Origin of the sequence: Anaerococcoides asporogena, from assembly GCF_029590275.1 — a bacterium.
Classification (GTDB): Bacteria; Bacillota; Clostridia; order Clostridiales; family Clostridiaceae; genus JG1575.
The window spans coordinates 2,656,187-2,675,724 of sequence record NZ_CP120965.1 but is presented as its reverse complement, the minus strand read 5'-3'; the positions used below and the strand labels follow the sequence as shown (position 1 = coordinate 2,675,724).

Here is a 19,538-nt window from a genome sequence, read left to right as displayed (position 1 = left end):
AAAGAAATTTAATATCTTTATACTATGATGAATAGTAGATACTTGAATAAAATGGGAGGTCGTAACAATGGATGAGAAAGGAAAATTTGACGAATTCGGCAATAAAGTAGAATATACCTCGGCCAACGCATATGAAGAATTTGAATCTGACCACACCCAACCCGGAGAGGGCTTCAATGAGTTCCAGGAAGAAGCAAGACGCAAATTCAACCGGATCCAGTTTGAGGGGAAAGCGGCCAGAGGCGGAGAAAAGGTCGGAAAGAGCGCACGCAGCCTGTTTGAATTTGCCGGCGACTCCATCGGCCTCCTGATTTTGAAGAACCAGGGCAAAAAAGACCTGGCATATCAGATTATTAAAGGCGGACGTGACCTTGGGAAAACTGCCGAAGACCTTTTGGGAAAAGTATTTCGCGAGGGTGGGAAAGTGGTTGGTGAAACAGCGGAGAAAGTGGATGTAGATTCCTTGCGCCAGAAAGCCGAAGAGGTGAAAGTAAGCCTGACCCAAAAGCTGGAAGAGACAGAACTGCTGGAGAAGGTCAAGCCCGATGAAATCAAGTCAAAGCTGGAGGGCGCATTCCACAAGGTCACAGAAAAGGTCCAGGATCTGAAGAGTGATCTGACCGAGGATCCCGTGTCTGCCGAGCAGAAGAAAGCGGATCTGGAAGCTAAAATCGAAGCCTTTGAAAAGCTGTACGAGGATGAATCCATCGAACGGGAACTTCATTCAACAGAAGGATATAAGCCGGAGGAATCCAAGTCCAGAGAAAAATACTAAAAACAACTGACCTGATGCATCCAACCGAAACAGATGCCAGGTCAGTATTCCCATCTGGCTAAGTCCTACAGGATCAGGATCAGTGTAAGGAACGATACCAGTAATTCATACCATTAGTATCAGCATCAGGATTTAATCAAATGTCAAATGTCAAATGTCCAGTGTCCAATGTCTGAGAAACGGTGCAAATAATCCAGGCAATTCCCTTGCCGAGCAGAATACCGACAAGACCCCTGCCGAGCAGATCCTTTCTCATGAGAACCGAAATTAAATTCTTGAGTTGATGAGGCAGTTTTTTTGACAACTTCATCAAATGAAAAACAAGCGTCTGTTTTCCGGTAGCAATCCATGGGGTTCTGTTTTACAATGGAATTGTTACCAAATAAGCAAAGGCTGGATCCTGAGGTCCGGCTGAAAAAGGAGTCGTTGCATATGAACCGTATCATGGAAGTTGTACCGAATTATTCCGAGGGAAGAAACCCTGAAGTTGTTGAGAAGATCGTCAATTGTTTCCGTAATCGCGAAAATGTAAAGCTTTTGGACTATTCTTCCGACAAGGATCACAACCGGACCGTTGTCACAGTGGTAGGAGAACCTGAAGCGCTGAAAGCTCCCTTGCTGGAATCCGTCAAGGTGGCAATGGAACACATCGATCTGACCAAGCATACCGGCGAGCACCCGAGAATGGGCGCTATGGATGTTTGCCCCTTTATCCCGATCAAGGGCTGCACCATGGACGATGCGGTAGCGCTGGCTAAGGAAGTGGGCGAAATGATTGGAGCACTGGAGATCCCGGTATTCCTGTATGAAAAAGCCGCCTCTGCACCTGCCCGGGAAAATCTGGCCCAGGTTCGCAAGGGACAGTTTGAGGGGATGGCTGAAAAGATGAAGGATGCCGCATGGCATGCAGATTTCGGCCCGAAGGATGCACCACACCCGACGTTCGGTTGTGTTGCCGTAGGTGCCAGAATGCCCTTGGTTGCCTTTAACGTCAACCTGAACACCAATGATATGGCAACGGCTGATTTCATTGCCAAGCGTGTTCGTCACATCGGCGGCGGACTTCGTTTTGCCAAAGCAATGGGCGTAGAGCTCAAAGAACGCGGAATTGTCCAGATTTCAATGAACCTGACCGATTACACCAAAACATCCCTGTATCAGGCATTGGAAATGGTCCGCTCAGAAGCCAAACGGTTCGGCGTCAGTGTCGTTGGAACGGAAGTAATCGGATTACTGCCTATGGCAGCTCTGATCCAGTCCGTTGAATACTATATGGGCATCGAGAACTTCTCCATGGACCAGGTTCTTGAGACCCGGATCATGGAATAGTCATGAAAAGCTATCTGTTTAAGAACGCCTCAGAGCTGGTGACCCCAAAGGGCACCGCTCTGAAAAAAGGCGAAGAGATGAGGGAACTGACGGTCATTCCGAATGGCTGCGTCATTACCGAAGGGAATCGAATCAAGGCCGTCGGCGGTCCTGAAATCCTTCAGGGGCTCGATGAAGCGGAGTATATCGTCATTGACTGTACCGGGAAAACCATCATGCCCGGTCTGGTGGATTCCCATACCCATTTCATCTTCGGAGGTTATCGGGCCGAAGAGTTCAACTGGCGGCTGAACGGAGAATCCTATATTTCCATCATGGAACGGGGCGGCGGAATCGTGGCAAGCACGAAGGCAACCCGCGCCACATCCCTGGATGAATTCCTCGAAGTGGGGCGTAAACGCCTGCGGTCCTTCGCCAACTTCGGAGTAACAACAGTAGAAGGCAAGTCCGGCTACGGGCTGGACAAAGAAACAGAACTCCGTCAGCTGGAAGCAATGGCCCGCCTTAATCAGGAGGACTGGATCCGAATTGTTCCTACCTATATGGGACCTCACGAAATCCCAGCGGAATTCAAGGGCAGGCCGGACGATTACATTGATTTCTGCCTGAATGAGGTTCTTCCTGAGGTTAAGGAAAGAGGACTTGCGACGTTCTGTGACATATTTACGGAAAAAGGCGTGTTTAACATCGAGCAGTCCAGAAAATTCCTCACAGCAGCCCGTGAAGCCGGATTCGGCATTCGCATGCATGCGGATGAACTGTTCGCGGGATTTGGCGGAGCGGAACTGGCCGGAGAGTTGAAAGTGACCTCAGCCGACCACCTCCTGAAGATTTCGGAAGAAGGTATCAAAGCAATGCGGGACAATAATGTTTGCGGCACCTTGCTGCCACTGACCGCCTTCTCGATCAAAGCTGATTACGCGCCGGCCCGTAAAATGGTCGACATGGGAATGGGCGTAGCTCTGGCAACTGACCTGAATCCGGGCTCCTGCTACTCTGAGTCCATCCCGCTGCTCATCGCTTTATCCACGATCTATATGGGACTGCGCATGGAGGAAGTTGTAACAGCACTGACTCTGAACGGCGCGGCTGCCCTGGGACTGGCCGAAGAGAAGGGAAGTTTGGAAGCTGGCAAACTGGCGGATATCGCGGTGTTTGACGTGCCCAATCATCAGTTCCTGACCTACCATTTTGGGGTCAACGAGTGTGTTTACACTATGTCCGAGGGACGCGAAGTCTATCGGAAACAGGATATTTTCTAAAAGTACAACGAGGTGCAGAACATGGGTTATGATGTCATCATTGTGGGTGGCGGCCCCGCCGGCATGTATACCGCCCTGACCCTGAGCGAACAGGGCCTGAAAAACATTTTGGTCCTTGACCTGAATGAAGATCTGGGCGGGACTCTGAATGAGATTATCGAAGTCGATGAATCTTATGAATTGGAAGGCTACACCGGGGTGGAGATGGCAGATGATCTAAAGAAGAAACTGATCCTGCACGGTGTGGACTATGAACCAATGACACATGTTCTGTCCGTTGACAAAGATAAGACGGTCAAAGCTCTTAGTCCGGAAAAAGGGCTGCGCTATCTGAGAACCAGAGCGCTGGTGATTGCCACCGGAGCCAGGGAACGGCCACGCGGTATCTTGAACTTTACCTCAAAGCGAACATCCGGCATTTTCAGTATTGGCAGTGCCAGAAAGTTTATTGTGGAGCAGGGCTACCTTCCGGGCAACCGCATTGTGATTTTCGGATCTGACTGGACTGGTCTTTATCTGGCCAAGCTGCTAAAGACGGAAGGAGCCGACGAGGTAACCATCGTCGATCAGGTTCGCGAACTGAATTTCCCGGATGAAAAGCTTGCCCGTTTCCATGAATTGTTTCAGATCAAGGCGGAACTCGGGTACACAATAAAAGAAATTACTGGCACGAACCGGATCACCGGCGTGACCATTGAACGGAACAGCAGCCGGGATGACGTTCAGAAAACCAAGGAGCTGTCCTGCGACACCATCCTGCTGTCTGTGGGCATGTCACCGCAGCGGGAACTGTACAAGCGCTTCCGCCGCGATCCGGAAAACCAGGGAGTATTCATCACCGGCAATGCCGAACGAATCTCCTTTGATTTGCATGACATCCACAAGCGAGCCGTTGAAACGGCACAGAAAGTCATTGATTTCCTGGCTGAGCCTGAACCACCGGAGTCCCCTGAATCCTAGGGATCCGGGAGAATAAATAAAACGAGCGAGATCAATATCTGGCTCGTTTTTTTCGCCGGTTGATGCTGAAAAATACAAACGGGGTATGATCTTATTTTTCCCGCGGAAAGTGGTACAACCGATCAAAATCGGATCGCTGCATCTGGTAATGCAGCCGATCGATGAAATCTTTGTCCAAGGGAAACACTCTTTGTTCCGTTCCGGTCTGAATGAAGCCAACTTTATTCAAACAGCGGCGAGCGGCCTGATTAGTACTCAGGGTATCGGTGGTTACCTTCTGCAGGCCAAGCGAATAAAACGCATAACGCAGTCCCATGATTAAAGCGCAGGTTCCGATGCCCCGATGGCGATTCGCTTTGGCTGCAATCCCCATCGTCACGGTGCAGTGTCCTTTTAAGAAATCGATGCCCCACAAGGTGAGCTGACCGACCAGATGGTCATGCTTCATAATGGCGAAGCTGAGCAATGTTTCGTCCGATTGGACGGAAGCTGATTGATCAGGACCAGAAAATCCGCTGAGTGGTTCACTGATTTTGGACAGAGGAACGGCGCGAAAAGGAAAAGTCGTTTCCTCACTGAGTTGTTCAAGCTGCTCCAGGTCACTGGGTTTCAATGCCCGGAGATAGATGGAGTCACAATTGGTTGTCATAGTGAACCTGCCTAATATAATTTTTTAAAACAGCGCTTGCAGATGATGGTCTTACCGCCATCGGCCTTCATGTAATTACCTTCCGCTACGGGCTTCCTGCACAGGCTGCAAAGCAGCGCTTCGTGAGTCGGAACCACTTTTGGCGACGGGATCGGTTTCGCTTGTGCCGGATTCTGGCGCTGCTTCTGTTCCAAAAGTGCCTGAATATTGGCCAGGTCCCGCTCAGTGTATCCGCGGGCCGGAAGGAGTCCGTTCAGCTTTTTGTTGCTGGCCGGCTGATACAGGATTGGTTCTTCGGACTGGTCATGGCGGCGGATTTCGTAAGACATCCGAAAGACCGATTCTGCAAAAAGCTCCAGTTCAAAGCGCGGTTCCACCTTGTCGTAGTATTCCTCTATGATGAGGCGCCGAACCTGAGCATCATTGACAATCAGACCGGATTTTTCAACTCCGTCGAAAATGCTCTTGGTAATGTTGTTCGTATCAGGGTGCCGCTTCTCGCTTTTATAATAAACCCTCAGAACAGCTATGAGGCTCTCCTCAAAAGTCACTCCGGGATTCTGAGCCCGGGCACAGGCGGCAATATTTTCCTCATACAGGGCATAGCGGTCGTGATAGGTGCCGGAGTTGTCCGGAAGGATCGCACGGCCATTCTTATTGTGCATCTTAAAATTCGATTTGGTGATGGGGGAGCCCATCACTACTACTTTGGCATATTCAGACATGACGTCACCTTTTCATTTACTTGGAATCAGAGTATAATTATCATCTTATAGATGATTCAAGTGATTTGATTTGATTATAGCATAACAGGCTCAGTCAGCTGACTTTTCCGATTTGACTGAGATTTAGAACAGGAGTGATTATACAAAATGGAAGACCAACTGATCCTGGGCATAGAGACAAGCTGTGATGAAACGGCTGCGAGTGTCGTGCGCAACGGACGCCAGGTCCTGTCCAATATCATCTCTTCCCAGATCCCGCTGCATCGCAAGTTTGGGGGAGTGGTTCCGGAAATGGCTTCCAGGAAACATACAGAGAATATTACCGGTGTTGTGGACCTTGCGCTGAAAGAAGCCGGAGTGACACTGGAAGACCTTGATGCCATCGCGGTGACTCGGGGGCCTGGGCTGGTCGGAGCTCTGCTGGTCGGGCTGCAATATGCCAAGGGACTGGCGTTTGCTCTGGGTAAACCTCTGATCGGTGTAAATCATATTGAAGGGCATATCAGTGCCAACTACATTCAATATCCGGAGCTGGAACCACCGTTTGTCAGCCTGGTTGTTTCCGGGGGACACACGTTCATCGTGGAGGTCAGGAACTACCGGGATTATGTCGTAGTAGCCAAAACCCGGGATGACGCGGTGGGCGAAGCCTTTGACAAAGTCGCGCGGGCACTGTCACTGCCCTATCCCGGCGGACCGCAGATTGATCAGCTGGCCAGAAAGGGAAACGAGGACGCAATTGCCTTCTCACGTCCTAAATTCCATGAAGAAACGCTGGATTTCTCATTTTCCGGCATCAAGTCGGCGGTTCTGAATTATCTCAACAGCGCGGCTCAGCGGGGAGAGACCATCGTCCCAGCTGACGTGGCGGCTTCGTTTCAGAAAGCCGTGGTCTTCAATCTCATTGATCACGCCATGCAGGTAGCGGTGAATCGCGGCTACCATAGAATCGCAGTAGCCGGAGGAGTTGCCTCAAACAGTTATCTGAGGCACAACCTGGTGGAAGAAGGGAAGAAGCAGGGGATCGAGATCCTGTTTCCCGCCGCCGTACTGTGCACTGATAATGCGGCGATGATTGCCAGCGCCGGGTATTATCAGCTCCAGGCGGGAGATATATCTCCCTTATCCATCAATGCGGAGCCAAACCTGGGACTTCGGCTGTAATTGCAGGACCAAACCGGACTTAACCAAAATGACACCAGTAACCGCATCGAATGAGTTAAAATGTGAAGTGAGAGAATAATAGGATCGGAGGGGTTGACCATGGGTGATCCAGATCACATTAATAACAACATGACCGGACCGGATCCTCAACCGACTGAAAGGATCCGAGTCCCCCGAAAAATGGGCTATCACCTCATTACGACTTTGACGACAGGTCTGGTCGGCCTGCTGATGGGACTTTGGCTGGCGATTTTTTTATTGCCGAATACCGCTTTGTTCCATGACTCCGCGCTGGGAAAGTACATTGAGGAACATGCCCAGTTGGCGGCCAGGGAGGCTTCAGAAGGCATTATGAGCGATGTCTCCAAGCAGCTGAAGGCCATTGAAGCGCAAAAAGCGATTATTGAGGAGACCAGCGATGATCCCGATATGACGGTATCCGAAATTGTAGCCCAGTACAAAAGTTCAGTGGTAACCATTGTGACCAAAATCAGAGACACAGAATCTGAAAACGAGATGCGCAATTTTATCGGCAGTGGATTTATTTTGAACCGCGATGGAATGATCGCCACCAATCAGCATGTGATTGGCGGAGCGGACACCATCACCGTGATTCTGGCTGACGGCCGTGAGGTATCTGCCAAGGAGATCAATTCAGATCGGGACACTGATCTTGCAATCATTAAAATTGATAATCGGATTTCGCTTCCTGGAATTGTGACAGTAGGAAATTCAGATACCATTACGGTCGGAGAACAGGTGGTTGCCATTGGCAGTCCGGTCTCGAGAAATTTTGCCGGAACTGTGACCAGTGGAATCATTTCCGGAAAAGACCGCAATGTCTATATTGGCGATTCTGTCATCAGTTATCTTCAGACCGATGCCGCCATCAATGAGGGGAATTCGGGCGGACCCTTATTCAATGCCAGGGGGGAAGTCATTGGAATCAATACGGCAAAAATGTCCGATGATGTACAGGGAATCGGATTCGCTATTCCCATCAATATCCTGAAGGAAAAGCTGACCTACTTATCCAGAGTACCACTGTACACCGGGTTTACTGCCAAAGATCTCAATCCGGAAGCGCTGGAAGCCCTCAACATCAGCAATGGCGTCGTTGTGATCGCGGTGGATAAATTATCTCCGGCGGAGAAAGCCGGTCTTCAGGAAAAAGATATCATTCTGACCTTTGATGGCAGGGAAATCCTGAAGACCAGCCAGATGAACGATATCCGGGAGCGTCACGATCCCGGCGAAAAGATCAGGATGGAGATTAAGCGAGGCAACGACCTGCTGACACTTGAACTGGAACTGACGGCCCGACCCTGATTCGCTCGAAGCCAGGGTGACGCAATCGACCACGGAGTAATGGACCGCGGGGCAGTGAACAAGAATATACCTTAGTTAGATAGCAAAAGCTGCCGGATCCGGCAGCTTTTTGCATTATATGAGCTGCAGGTATCATTTCGGTCTTGCCTGATCATGAGATGCAGCGGTGGCAGGAATTAACCGACCGGATCGATTTGGAGTCAGGAAAATTATGATCGGGTTCCTGCCGAATGACTCGGATCGCCGGGGACTCCTTCTGAGATGAATCTGGATCAAGACACCTAAAAAAGATTGCATAAAATATAGGGACGGTACTTGAATTAGATAAAATGGGATGTTATACTATGCTCATAGCTTGAACGGGACATAATTCAAGTAGGGTCCCCGAAATGATTCAAATGCAAGGAGAAAAAAATGAGCAATATGTTTAATGACGAAATCAGAGGACAGTTAAAAGAAATATTCAGTGGAATGGTCCAACCCGTGACCATCGAATTCTTTACCGCCAAGGATGAACCCGCGGTTCAGGAAGTGGAGGACTTTTTGAGTGAGATTGCCGAACTCAGCGATCAGATTCAATTGACAGTCAACCGGCTGCCGGAGGATCAGGCAAAAGCGGATCAGCTGGGAATCGTTCGGGCTCCCGGATTCACCGTTATGGGAGAAGGCGGAGTGGACCACGGGATTCAGTTTTATGGATTGCCGGCTGGTCATGAGATTAATTCCTTTATCTACGCCCTGATGGCCGTATCCGGCGGAAAGGAAGAATTGCCGGAAGAACTGGTTCGGGAACTTCAGGGGATGGAGAAGGACATTAACATCAAGGTGTTTGTCACCTTATCCTGCCCGCACTGTCCGGGAGCCGTTTCCAAAGCCCATCGCCTGGCCATGGAAAATAGCCGGATCAAGGCAGAAATGATAGATGCCAACCTGTTCCCGGAACTGTCCCAGCAGCATAATGTTTCTTCCGTTCCCAAGATCGTGTTCAATGATGGTCGGGATCTGGTCGGCAATCAGCCGATTGAATCTTTTATGGCTCATATCAGGGAACTCCAGCGGTAAGCGAAGTTTGGCGCAGGTCGGGATCACCCAAAATCAATTGGTATGATCGGTAAAATCATAAACTAATAACGCAACAGCCAAAATCCTGCCGATCTTCGGCAGGATTTTGGCTGTTGATTTGATTTTTGATATATAAACCGGCTTTGGCCCGTTACTCTTCTTCGGTGACAGCCAGCAGTTCTTCCCATTCGGTCATCAGCTGAGTCAGCTGCGTGTGGGTTCGATCGATCGATGTTTGGACTTCTCTCATGCGCTTCGGATCCATGAAGACATCACTTTCTGCCAGGCTGGCGGTGAGTTCATCCAGGGTTACTTCGCTGCTTTCGATGGCTTCTTCCACTTCGCGCAGACGAACCCGGGCTTTGCGTTCTTCCCGCTGATTGACTTTTCGTCTCGTTCGATCCTGATTGGACTGGCTTTCTTCAGCTTTTACCGCCGTCGAAGCAGCTTCCGGTTCCCGTTTTTCCGCATAGTAGCTGTAGTTGCCCAGATATTCCTTGATCCCTTCTGAACGGAGCTCGTAAATCCGGTGAATGACCTTGTTGAGGAAATAACGGTCATGGGATATGACAAAAAGCGTTCCGTCATAGTCCATCAGGGATTCCTCCAGGGCTTCGCGCGAGGGGATATCCAAATGATTGGTGGGTTCATCGAGCAGAAGAAAATTATCTTCCCTCAGCATTAGTTTCAGAAGATTGATACGGCACTTTTCTCCTCCTGAAAGAAGTTTGATCGGTTTAAAGACATCATCGCCGCGGAAGAGGTAGGTGCCCAGGGCGGTTCGAAGTTCGGTAGTTGTCAGTTCTGGAAATTCATCCCAGACCTCGTCCATTACCGTTTTTTCGGGATCCAGGTCGGCCTGTTCCTGGTCGTAGTATCCCAGGGATACATTGCGCCCCAGGACCGTATAACCATGATCAGGTGTGATCAGGCCTCGGATCATTTGAAACAGTGTAGTCTTGCCGCGCCCGTTTTCACCGATCAGTGCGATCTTGTCACCCTTTCGAATCAGGAAACTGACATGACGAAACAGGGACTTGGTATCAAAGGATTTGGCCAGGTCGACAACATTCAGTACATCGTTTCCCGATTCATAGCCTGCCTTGAAGTGGATTCCGGCAGCACGACCTTCCTTTTTGGGAGCTTCGATCCGTTGAATCTTATCGAGCCGCTTTTGACGGGATTCGGCCGCCCGAATCGACTTTTCCCGGTTAAACTGGCGGTATTTCTCAATAATGGCTTCCTGCCGCCTGATCTCATCCTGCTGGGCCTCATAGGCCTTAAGCCGGACTTCGTAGGCTTTCTTGTGAAGCTCAAGATAGCCGGTATAGGAGGCGTTATAGGACAGCACTTCACCTTCCAGCATGAGATAGGTGTGATCTGTCACAGCATCGAGAAAATAACGGTCATGAGAAATGACCAGAAGCGTACCTTTGTAACTCTTGAGAAATTCTTCCAGCCATTCGGTGGCTGCCAGATCCAGATGATTGGTTGGCTCATCCATCAGAATGATGGAAGGTTCACTTAAGAGGAGCTTGGCCAGGGCAACCCGTGTTTTCTCACCGCCGGAGAGTACCGAAATTGATTTGCTCCAGTCCGTCTGAGGGATACCCAACCCTGTCAGCACCCGATGAAGCTGGGCGCGATAGGTTTGCCCGCCTTTGATCAGGTAAAGGTCCTGGAGGCTCGCATACTGATTCTGAATCTCTTCATGCCAGCTGCGATTGTCATCGGTCCACTCCGTTTTCATGTCATTTTCCAGGCGGATCAGTGTCTGTTCCATTTCAAGGAGATTCTGAAAGACTTTCAGGGTTTCATCATAGATGGTCCGGTCGGAATCAAGGTCCAGATTCTGCGCCAGATAACCCAGTGTGGCATTGCGGTCAACATAGTATTCCCCTTCATCAGGCTGGATCTGGCGCGTGAGGATTTTGAACAGAGTCGACTTTCCGACGCCATTGGCTCCGATGAGCGCTACTTTGTCTCCTTCATTGATCGTAAAGGAAATGTTTCTCAGGATGACATCCGTTCCATATTCTTTTTTAATATCTTTGCAGGATAATGCGATCATGATTTCTGCCTCCTGTTTTCAACCTTATTATTATAACAGAAGGCGGAGAGCAATGCACAAAATCACGGATCCGTTCTAGGATCTCCATTCAGGGTGAATAAGGAAATGCAGTATCCACGCATAGCCGGGAAAGGATAACTTCTGCCAGAGTGTGTCAGAAGGATAATAAGTTTTCATTTTGGGAATTCATACTGAGTTTTCATTTTGGGAATTCATACTGAGTCTTCATCTTGGGATTTCATTCTGAGTATCGATTCTGGGTATTCATTATGAGTATTATGAGACCAGCTATTTAATGTCAATAGGGATCGTCAAGAAAATTGAATGAGGTAGTGATTTTGAAAAGAAATTCCCCAAAAAGATTTATCTGGAAAATAAGTGCACGCCAACAAGACCCACAGGGATGTGGGCTATCGGAGAGTTATGATGGCTAGCTTATGAGATGGTATCCAGATGAACCTCATACGGCTTATTAGCCTTCAGTACAGCGTGGATGGTGTACAGTAGTTTCCGTGATACAGCACCGATGGCAGTCCCATGGGACTTCCCTTCGGATCGTTTCTTCTCATAGAAGGCCTTGAAGACCGGATCATGCCTGGAAGCGGATACAGCAGCCATCCACACTGCCCGCCGAAGATAGGGTGAGCCCTTCTTCGAGAGTCGGTTGTGCAGTCCGGTGAAGTTGCCGGACTGCATCATGGTGGGATCCATTCCTGCAAATGCGACAAGCTTCTTTGGGGTAGAGAAGCGATTGATGTCTCCAATTTCCGCCAGGATCATAGCCCCAGTAGCAGCCCCGACACCAGGGATCGTCTGAATGACGGAGTTGATTTTCTTTAACTGCGTGTCAATCTTATTTTCGATTTCATGAAGCTGGCCTTCTGTGAACTCAATCTGCTCAATCAGGATCTTCAGCTGAAAGGCAAAGGCATCCGAGCAGATGGTAACGCCAACTGACCGGGATGCAGCCTCTTTGAGCTGCTGCGCTCTATCGGCGCTGTGACGACCTCTGCTGGCCTTATTAAGCAAATCAGCCAAAGAATCGGTGTCAACCTCCATCGCCTGTTCAGGAGTTCCATAAGTCTTTAGAAAGGCCTTGGAGCTTTGGCCAAACAGATTCGAGAAGAGCTTGTCATATTCCGGGAATACCTGATCCAGGACTGTGATAACTTGTCGTTTATAGTTTGCGCAGGAGTCTTTCAGAGATTCACGAAAACGAGCGAAATTGCGAAGGATCAGGATATCCTCATCCGCAAGGTGAGTTTCAGTGAACTTGCCAAAGCGGATGACTTCGGCCACCAAGAAGCAGTCCACCGCGTCAGTCTTCTGTTGACGGATGTGGAAGTTTCGAAGACTGTCGGATTGGATCGGATTGATCACGTGCAGAATATAGCCTTGTTCATGCAGAAATGAGTAAAGCGCCAGCCAGTAATGGCCGGTGGCTTCCATCCCGATGCAGAAGGTTTCATCCTGTGGGAGGCGATCCTGAATTAACTGGGTGAGCTTCTCGAAGCCCTCCTGGGTGTTTGTGAAGCGCAGAGACTTGCCCACATGGCTGCCATCCTCCCTGATGAAACCTGCTTCATGGTTGTTCTTGCCGATGTCAATGCCCAGATAGTACATAGATCACCTCTAAGATCAAGATTTACAGGGTGAACCCTCACGCTCCGGCGGCTCACAACCTCCTTGGACAGACGGAGAAGACCCAAAAGTCTCAACATCCAGCTCATTCGTGAACTGCCGCAAGAGGTGAGGCGCCACTCTCATAAACGAGGAAGAACCTCAAGGTGGGAGCCGGCGACACTCACTCTGCATGCTTATATTATGGCAGTTAATTACAGTTACGAAAAACCTATTAACTACTACAACATTATTCTAGGAGGGGGAGTGCTATGTCCGGAGTCTTGGCGAAGCCCTTTTTTCTTTCGGCAGATCTTGTTATAATTGATAGCTGGATAGAAAAACAGGCTGGCTGCAGCTTCTTCTTGATCGATTGGGGGAAATCAAATGAATAGTTGGAATGTGCTGCTGATCGGGGTAGCCCTGGCGATGGATGCTTGTGGGGTCGCGCTGTCCATTGGTATCAATTGTCAGGTGGATCGACTGAAGAAAGTGCGGTTTGCGTTGTCCTTTGCGTTCTTCCAGTTTGCCTTTGCCTTTATAGGCGCTGCTTTGGGACGGCTCATCAATCAGGAGATTGCCGCTGTGCCGACATTGATCGGAGGATTGGCAATACTGGGTGTCGGCATTATGATGATCCGGGAGGGTGCACAGCAGAAAGAGGAATGCATTCTGATCAAGCCGGGCATGGAGATTGTCCTCGGGGTATCGGTATCGATTGACGCCATGATTGTCGGCATTACGGCGTTGTACTCCAGAGGAGAGTACATTTTGCAGGATGGACTCCTGATCGGAGTTGTCACCCTGATTCTGGTCAGCCTGGCATTCGTGCTGAGCAAGCGTCTTCAGTCTGCCCCTCTCGTAACAAAATACGCCGATTTCATTGGAGGAGCCATTCTGCTGGTGTTCGGTTTGAGAATGGCTTTTCTCTAAGACGGGAACCATTGGAAAATCTGCTATAATTACAAATAGAAGTCAAGAGGGACATGGTTGTTTCCGTCTGGGAACCGGTCCCATGTACCTTAGTACTGCTTTCTTCGACTACCGGCGGCGTCCCTGATGTTTCGGATGGGACAGCCGATGATATTAAAGTCACTGCATTGCTGCATTCGGAATCATTTAATGTATTCCGATCTCCCCATGCTTTGTTTGTCACTCACTCTGCCATGCATTTTTTATGTTTTCTATGAGTTGATTATTTGCACTGACCGGTATAATGATAGAAAGGAGAACGGCAAGGGGACCGATTCATTCGTAACCAATGAGAGACCATTCTTCCCCCAGTAATCGGAAGAGAGGAACCTTGCCTAAAGATCGATGAACGTTCAGGAATTGCTCAAAAAACACGGTCTGAAAATCACAAAGCCCAGAGAAGCCATTCTGGAAATCCTTGCTCAGTCCTATCATGGACTGGATGCCGAGTCCATCCGGGATGAAGCCGAAAATCGTGAGCTGTACATCAACCTCTCGACCGTCTATCGGACGCTGGAGCTTCTGGAGAGTATCAGTGTCCTTGATAAATTTGACCTGGGAGAAAAGAAGTATAACTATGTGCTGAAGCGGGATCACCATATGCACAGCCTGACCTGTGAAATCTGTCATAAGACGGTGGATCTGGACTGTCCAATGGTGAAGATCGAGGAGCTGATTAACCGGGAAACCGGATTCTCGATTATGGAACACCGGCTGGAACTGAAGGGAATCTGTGCAGAATGCTCCCAGCGGCTGGAGAAAACAGCTTCTGAGGGGGACAAGGAAGGTTCAGCCTCCGGCAGAAAACAAAAGTAACAGGACTCCCCATGCGAAGGCCGGGATCCTTAAATGAAGAACCGCGTCGGATCACTGTTGTGGATCCGACGCGGTTCTTCATTGGTTTTACAGAGGATCAACGCATTGCCCTAGGCTCGGTGAAGAGCAATGTTATGCGGTTTTTCGGCGAAGGAAGAACGAACATAACAGGACGGCGACACTCATGATGGCGATGGTTCCCCCCGGGGCTGAATCCAGATAATAGGAGAGGACCAGGCCGGACAGGACGGCGATCAGACCAAAGCCAACAGCCCAAAGCAGAGTCTTGCGGAAGCCCGCTCTCAGATTCAAGGCTGCCGCCACCGGCAGAACCAGAATGGATGAAATCACCAGGAGACCGGTAATCCGGATGGAGACTCCGACAGTAGCTCCGGTCAGTGCCATGAACAGGTAATTCAGGGACACAACCGGGATTTTCGAGATCTCCGCGCCTTCTTCATCAAAGGTGATATAGAGCAGCTGCGAATAGAAGATTCGGATAAAGATCAGGCTGATCAGCGTGACTGCTGCGATCAGGAAAAGATCAGAGGGTTCTACTGTGAGGATTGAACCAAAAAGGAACGATTCAATATTGGCGCTGCTCCCGCGTGAAGCCAGGATAATGGCCAGGCCGACATTGAACGTCATGACAATGGACATCACGACCTCTTCGTAACTTTTAAACCGGTTGCGCAGGTACTCAATCAATAGCGCTGCCAGCAGCGTGTAGATCAAAGAGGCGACGGAGGGATTCAACCCGAAGAACGCACCCAGTGCGACGCCGGCGAAAGCGGAATGGGACAAGGTGTCGCCCATCATGGAAAACCGTTTGAGTACGAGGAAGGAACCGATCACCGGACAGAGCAGGGCGATCAGGAATCCGGCCGCCAGGGCGTTTCTCATGAAATCATATTGCAGCATGGGAATGTTCCTCCAGGTGATGTAAAAAATTGTCCCGGTCATCGTGGCCGATTTGGTTTTTATACTCCTCAACGGTAAACCATCGGACCTGGTTTTCCTTCATGGTCAGAATATGAGTCGAGTGATGCAGGGCAAATGCTACATCATGTTCAATGGAGACAATCGTCAGGCCTTCCTGATTCAGTTTCAGGAGCAAATGGCGGATGACTTCGCGGGAGTGACTGTCAATACCGGTCAGCGGCTCATCCAGAATCAAAAGATCCGGACAGGCAGAAATTGCCCGGGCGATCAGAACCCGCTGCTGCTGACCCCCGGAGAGCTCTCCGAACAGTGCTTCCGCCTGATCCTCCATTTCTACCATGGCCAGATACGTTTCCGGGGAACCCTGGCAACCCCTGGCCATGTGGATCGCGAGCATTTCGCGCACAGTAATGGGAAAGCGCATATTAAACTTGTCTTTCTTTTGCGGCACGTAACCAATTTTGGATAAGGTCCGGCGGATCTCTCCCTTGACGGGTTTGAGCAGACCCAGCATCAGCTTGATCAGGGTTGACTTGGCAGACCCGTTTTCGCCCAGGACAGTCAGGAATACTCCGGGTGCAATGGTCAGGTTCAGATCATGGATCAGAACCGGTGATCCCGGTTCATAGTTGAATTCAAGATTTCGGATTTCCATGGATTTCCCTTCAAGGCGGAATGACTGCAGTCAACCGCTTTTTTCAAAGTTTGTTCAGGTATAAAGCACGGTGGCAGGATCAGGCTCATTTCCGGCAGGAATCCGCAGTCCGGGTGTTCTGAGCTTATGAATGATCTGTTCGCTTCCAAGGACTCTATTCAAAAAAATTATAGGACATACAGCCTTTAAAATGCAAATGATTTGCATCATCTCGACTCGAAAATGAGGGAACAGGTGGGACCGAGCACGTTCAAGGACTTTCCTTGGGTGAAGCACTTTCAGGGAGAAACAGGACCAAAGAGGCAGCAGGTAGTTCGGAGATATTGAATTTTATGTAACGAATATCCGAAATATCAGGCCTTTCCCTGTATTTACCCGACGGATTCCTTTAATATAGTAGGTAAAGGGAGACGTCTTAGGATCCCGATCGAGGAGATAAGCAAAACGGAATGAATCAATGGAAGAACAGATCCCGGGGGATCGGAATCACCGTGGGTCTGATTATCATCAATCTGGCGGCATTCCTCTATTCAGCCTGGTTGTCGGAGTCAACGAACATCCATCCGCTGGTTCTGGTATACCTCGGGGGCAATTATAAGCCGCTGGTGGAAGCAGGAGAGTATTATCGCCTGGTAACGGCCATGTTTCTGCATGGCGATATTCAGCATTTGGCGTTCAACATGTATTCGCTGTGGGCATTGGGGTCCAATCTCGAACGGATGCTGCCAAAGTGGAAGTATTTTATTTTGTATATGGTATCAGGGCTGGGCGGTTCACTGCTCTCCCATCTGATGCATGAAGACACCGTCAGCATCGGCGCTTCCGGGGCCATCTTCGGCCTGCTGGGCGCACTGATCGGCTATGTTTGGAAAAATCGGGAAATGTTCCGCAGTGGTGCCCTGCTGAACTTGCTGGTGATTGCCGGCATCAACCTGGCCTGGGGTTTCCAGCCGGGTTCGGGGATCGACAACTATGGTCACCTGGGTGGCCTGGCCGCCGGCTTCCTCTTATCACTATTCATTAAACCGGGCAGGAGGTAAATCGTAACATGAGCGCAAAAGTAACATCAGTCACAACTACGATGTCAGAGACCGATCTGATGGAGAATATCCGGGAGTTTGTCCAGGTCGAAGGGCTGACAGTCAACAACGTGGAGTTTAAAAACAACTCCATCGAAGTAACGGCCAATTACCATAAAATTATCGACATCCCATTCTTTGCCAGTGTGCATGTGGCATCAGTTGCCAATAATGTAATCCGGATCCGGATTGAGAAGATCAAGGTTCTCAGGCTGGGCATTCCGAATGCAGTGCTCTCAGCGGCTCTGGCCTTTGCCATGAAGAAGGCCAAGGATCTTGGCATCACCTATCAGGACGGTCACATTCAGGTGGATGTGGATGACGCACTTCAGAAAGTGCCCCACGTTCATGTCATGATTGACAACATCATCATGGAGAATGGACTGCTGGCGGTTAAGGTGTCCGGCATCCAGGCCGATGTCAAGGCCATGCAGGCAGACAAAGCCGCCCAGGAAGCGGCTGCGGCAGCTGCCGAAGTGGAAGCGGTTAATCAGGCTGTCGTTGAAGCCAGACAAATGGAGAATTTCAACATTAATCTGGCCAGCATCGAACCGGCTGAGGATGAGTATTCAAGGCTTCGCCGTGATCTTTACAAACGGGTGCCGCTGGATTATAAGAAACACTACGAATATATTGCCGCCCTGCCGGACCTTCTGGTTCTGGGCTACCGGGTCATGAGAGACCGGCGCGTTCTGGCTAAGGATAAATGGATCATCGGTCTGAGTCTGGGCTACTTCCTGTCTCCCATTGACATCATACCGGACAAGTTCCCGGTTTTAGGAGCCATTGATGATCTGGCGCTGTTCGTATTCGGCGTGAATCATCTGACGAATCGAATTCCGCTGCCCATTGTCGTGGAGCATTGGTCCGGAGATCTGAAAACATTGAAGTTTGTGAAGGACAACATCGGAAAAATCATGGGCATGACCGGATCATCCAACATTGAGCGGGTCTATGATCTGGTGGACGAAAAACTGGATGAAAAGTTCGGCGCATACCAGGATGATGATTTTTACTTCAAGAATCCGGTGGTTCCCACTTCTGTGGAGATCTGAATCAAACCGGAAAAAATTCATGTATAATAGAATGTAAAGTGAACCGAAAAGGCATCCGCTGACAGGGTGCCTTTTCCATGGAAGAGGTTATATGGCGAAAAAATACTATGCAGTGGCCAAGGGCCGGGAGGGATCCGGCATTTATACCGACTGGGGTCAGACGGAGCAGAATGTCCGGGGAATTTCCGGCGTGAAATTTAAATCATTCCCGAGCCGGGACCTGGCAGCACACTTTCTGAAGGAATTGGGTATTCCCGCCGATCAGATCCAGGTGTTCCCCGAGCATGCGTCAGTCCGGGCCGAGTCGGAACAGACCCGATCCAGCCAGGCCGGTGCCCGGGAGAAAGAAGGCTCACCGGAAGGCCTGACCGGAGCTGACAGCCTCTCCGGACAGGCGGAGCCATTCCCTGGAGAACCAGAAATAACCGCTTCAGAGTCCGGGGCAGCTCTCCAGGCGGATCATCTGGTCGCTTATGTGGATGGTTCCTTCCGGCAGGGACACAGCGTCTATGGCTATGGCGTGGTCATCCTTGCCGGAGACCGGGTCATTAAAACCCTTTCAGGGACCGGCTCCCGGCCTGAATATGTTGCTATGCGCAATGTGGCCGGAGAGGTGCTGGGAGCGGTCAAGGCAATGCAGTATGCCATGGCCGCAGGTGCCCGCTCACTGGTCCTGCATTTTGACTATCAGGGCATCGAAAGCTGGGCCATCGGAACCTGGAAACGGAACAATGATCTGACCCGGGGCTATCATGAATTTGTTCGATCGGTTCGTCCCCGGCTGAGTCTGACGTTTCGAAAGGTGAAGGGCCATTCCGGAGACGCCATGAATGATCTGGCGGATGAACTGGCCAAACAGGCGGTTCTGAATGAATCTGCCAGAAATAAGGACTGAGCTAGGAAATCTGTCCCCATCCAGGAAACAAACGAAGCGTGAACCAAAGGCTGAAGAACCTCCGGCAGCAGGACATCTGCCACTGGAAAATGTCAGTGCCGGATGGTTTTGATATACTATTGTCAGGCAGGATGTCCTCTTCCGGTTTCAGGCGGCAGAGGGGCAAGTCCGATAATCC

The 19,538-nt window shown here is 50.1% G+C and carries 18 protein-coding genes; 12 read left to right on the top strand and 6 right to left on the bottom strand.

Annotated features, from left to right (window positions below):
- Nucleotides 1-67 precede the first annotated feature (67 nt).
- The 4 genes from P6M73_RS12280 (at nt 68) to P6M73_RS12265 (ending at nt 4,326) form a co-directional block, all read left to right on the top strand.
- Nucleotides 68-775 carry a hypothetical protein gene (locus P6M73_RS12280; RefSeq protein ID WP_277853341.1) on the top strand — a complete coding sequence of 236 codons (708 nt, stop codon included), beginning with the start codon at nt 68-70 and terminating at the stop codon, nt 773-775.
- A gap of 432 nt (nt 776-1,207) precedes the next feature.
- The gene (gene ftcD, locus P6M73_RS12275; RefSeq protein ID WP_277853340.1) at nt 1,208-2,104 is read left to right on the top strand and encodes a glutamate formimidoyltransferase; all 897 of its coding nucleotides are present in this window, start codon (nt 1,208-1,210) and stop codon (nt 2,102-2,104) included.
- Between the two features lie 2 nt (nt 2,105-2,106).
- On the top strand, nt 2,107-3,366 hold the full coding sequence (gene hutI, locus P6M73_RS12270; protein WP_277853339.1) for an imidazolonepropionase: 1,260 nt from the start codon (nt 2,107-2,109) through the stop codon (nt 3,364-3,366).
- 21 nt (nt 3,367-3,387) lie between these two features.
- Nucleotides 3,388-4,326: an NAD(P)/FAD-dependent oxidoreductase gene (locus P6M73_RS12265; RefSeq protein ID WP_277853338.1), complete on the top strand. Its 939-nt coding sequence runs from the start codon at nt 3,388-3,390 to the stop codon at nt 4,324-4,326.
- 91 nt (nt 4,327-4,417) lie between these two features.
- Here the strand turns inward: P6M73_RS12265 and P6M73_RS12260 are convergent, their stop codons facing one another.
- Together P6M73_RS12260 and P6M73_RS12255 are read right to left on the bottom strand one after the other, a co-directional pair.
- On the bottom strand, nt 4,418-4,975 hold the full coding sequence (locus tag P6M73_RS12260; protein ID WP_277853337.1) for a GNAT family N-acetyltransferase: 558 nt from the start codon (nt 4,973-4,975) through the stop codon (nt 4,418-4,420).
- An 11-nt stretch (nt 4,976-4,986) separates the two neighbouring features.
- Nucleotides 4,987-5,700 carry a RusA family crossover junction endodeoxyribonuclease gene (locus tag P6M73_RS12255; protein ID WP_277853336.1) on the bottom strand — a complete coding sequence of 238 codons (714 nt, stop codon included), beginning with the start codon at nt 5,698-5,700 and terminating at the stop codon, nt 4,987-4,989.
- A gap of 147 nt (nt 5,701-5,847) precedes the next feature.
- Between P6M73_RS12255 and tsaD the strand changes: the two genes are divergently transcribed.
- The 3 genes from tsaD (at nt 5,848) to pdo (ending at nt 9,255) form a co-directional block, all read left to right on the top strand.
- On the top strand, nt 5,848-6,864 hold the full coding sequence (tsaD, locus tag P6M73_RS12250) for a tRNA (adenosine(37)-N6)-threonylcarbamoyltransferase complex transferase subunit TsaD (RefSeq protein WP_277853335.1): 1,017 nt from the start codon (nt 5,848-5,850) through the stop codon (nt 6,862-6,864).
- Nucleotides 6,865-6,963: 99 nt separating this feature from the next.
- Entirely contained in the window at nt 6,964-8,193 is a 1,230-nt protein-coding gene (locus P6M73_RS12245) for a S1C family serine protease (protein ID WP_277853334.1), read from the top strand.
- A 414-nt stretch (nt 8,194-8,607) separates the two neighbouring features.
- Nucleotides 8,608-9,255 (top strand): protein disulfide oxidoreductase, encoded by a 648-nt coding sequence (gene pdo, locus P6M73_RS12240; RefSeq protein ID WP_277853333.1) that lies wholly within the window; start codon nt 8,608-8,610, stop codon nt 9,253-9,255.
- 151 nt (nt 9,256-9,406) lie between these two features.
- Here pdo and P6M73_RS12235 read toward each other — a convergent pair whose 3' ends face one another.
- Nucleotides 9,407-11,326 carry an ABC-F family ATP-binding cassette domain-containing protein gene (locus P6M73_RS12235; RefSeq protein WP_277853332.1) on the bottom strand — a complete coding sequence of 640 codons (1,920 nt, stop codon included), beginning with the start codon at nt 11,324-11,326 and terminating at the stop codon, nt 9,407-9,409.
- Between the two features lie 435 nt (nt 11,327-11,761).
- Complete coding sequence (locus P6M73_RS12230) at nt 11,762-12,949, bottom strand: IS110 family RNA-guided transposase (protein WP_277853331.1); 1,188 nt, start codon at nt 12,947-12,949, stop codon at nt 11,762-11,764.
- 384 nt (nt 12,950-13,333) lie between these two features.
- Here P6M73_RS12230 and P6M73_RS12225 point away from each other — a divergent pair, with 384 nt between their 5' ends.
- Nucleotides 13,334-13,879 (top strand): manganese efflux pump MntP, encoded by a 546-nt coding sequence (locus P6M73_RS12225; protein ID WP_277853330.1) that lies wholly within the window; start codon nt 13,334-13,336, stop codon nt 13,877-13,879.
- A 384-nt stretch (nt 13,880-14,263) separates the two neighbouring features.
- Nucleotides 14,264-14,734: a Fur family transcriptional regulator gene (locus P6M73_RS12220; protein ID WP_277853329.1), complete on the top strand. Its 471-nt coding sequence runs from the start codon at nt 14,264-14,266 to the stop codon at nt 14,732-14,734.
- Nucleotides 14,735-14,866: 132 nt separating this feature from the next.
- Here the strand turns inward: P6M73_RS12220 and P6M73_RS12215 are convergent, their stop codons facing one another.
- Together P6M73_RS12215 and P6M73_RS12210 are read right to left on the bottom strand one after the other, a co-directional pair.
- Entirely contained in the window at nt 14,867-15,655 is a 789-nt protein-coding gene (locus P6M73_RS12215; protein WP_277853328.1) for a metal ABC transporter permease, read from the bottom strand.
- A complete protein-coding gene (locus tag P6M73_RS12210) occupies nt 15,642-16,331 on the bottom strand; it encodes a metal ABC transporter ATP-binding protein (RefSeq protein ID WP_277853327.1) in 690 nt (229 codons plus the stop codon). The genes P6M73_RS12215 and P6M73_RS12210 overlap by 14 nt, the downstream gene beginning before the upstream one ends.
- A 449-nt stretch (nt 16,332-16,780) precedes the next feature.
- Between P6M73_RS12210 and P6M73_RS12205 the strand changes: the two genes are divergently transcribed.
- From P6M73_RS12205 to P6M73_RS12195, 3 genes are all read left to right on the top strand, one after another.
- Nucleotides 16,781-17,371 (top strand): rhomboid family intramembrane serine protease, encoded by a 591-nt coding sequence (locus tag P6M73_RS12205; protein WP_277853326.1) that lies wholly within the window; start codon nt 16,781-16,783, stop codon nt 17,369-17,371.
- Between the two features lie 8 nt (nt 17,372-17,379).
- A complete protein-coding gene (locus tag P6M73_RS12200; RefSeq protein WP_277853325.1) occupies nt 17,380-18,465 on the top strand; it encodes a YkvA family protein in 1,086 nt (361 codons plus the stop codon).
- A gap of 91 nt (nt 18,466-18,556) precedes the next feature.
- Nucleotides 18,557-19,360, top strand: a complete 804-nt coding sequence (locus tag P6M73_RS12195) for a ribonuclease H family protein (protein ID WP_277853324.1) — start codon at nt 18,557-18,559, stop codon at nt 19,358-19,360.
- Nucleotides 19,361-19,538: the final 178 nt, after the last annotated feature.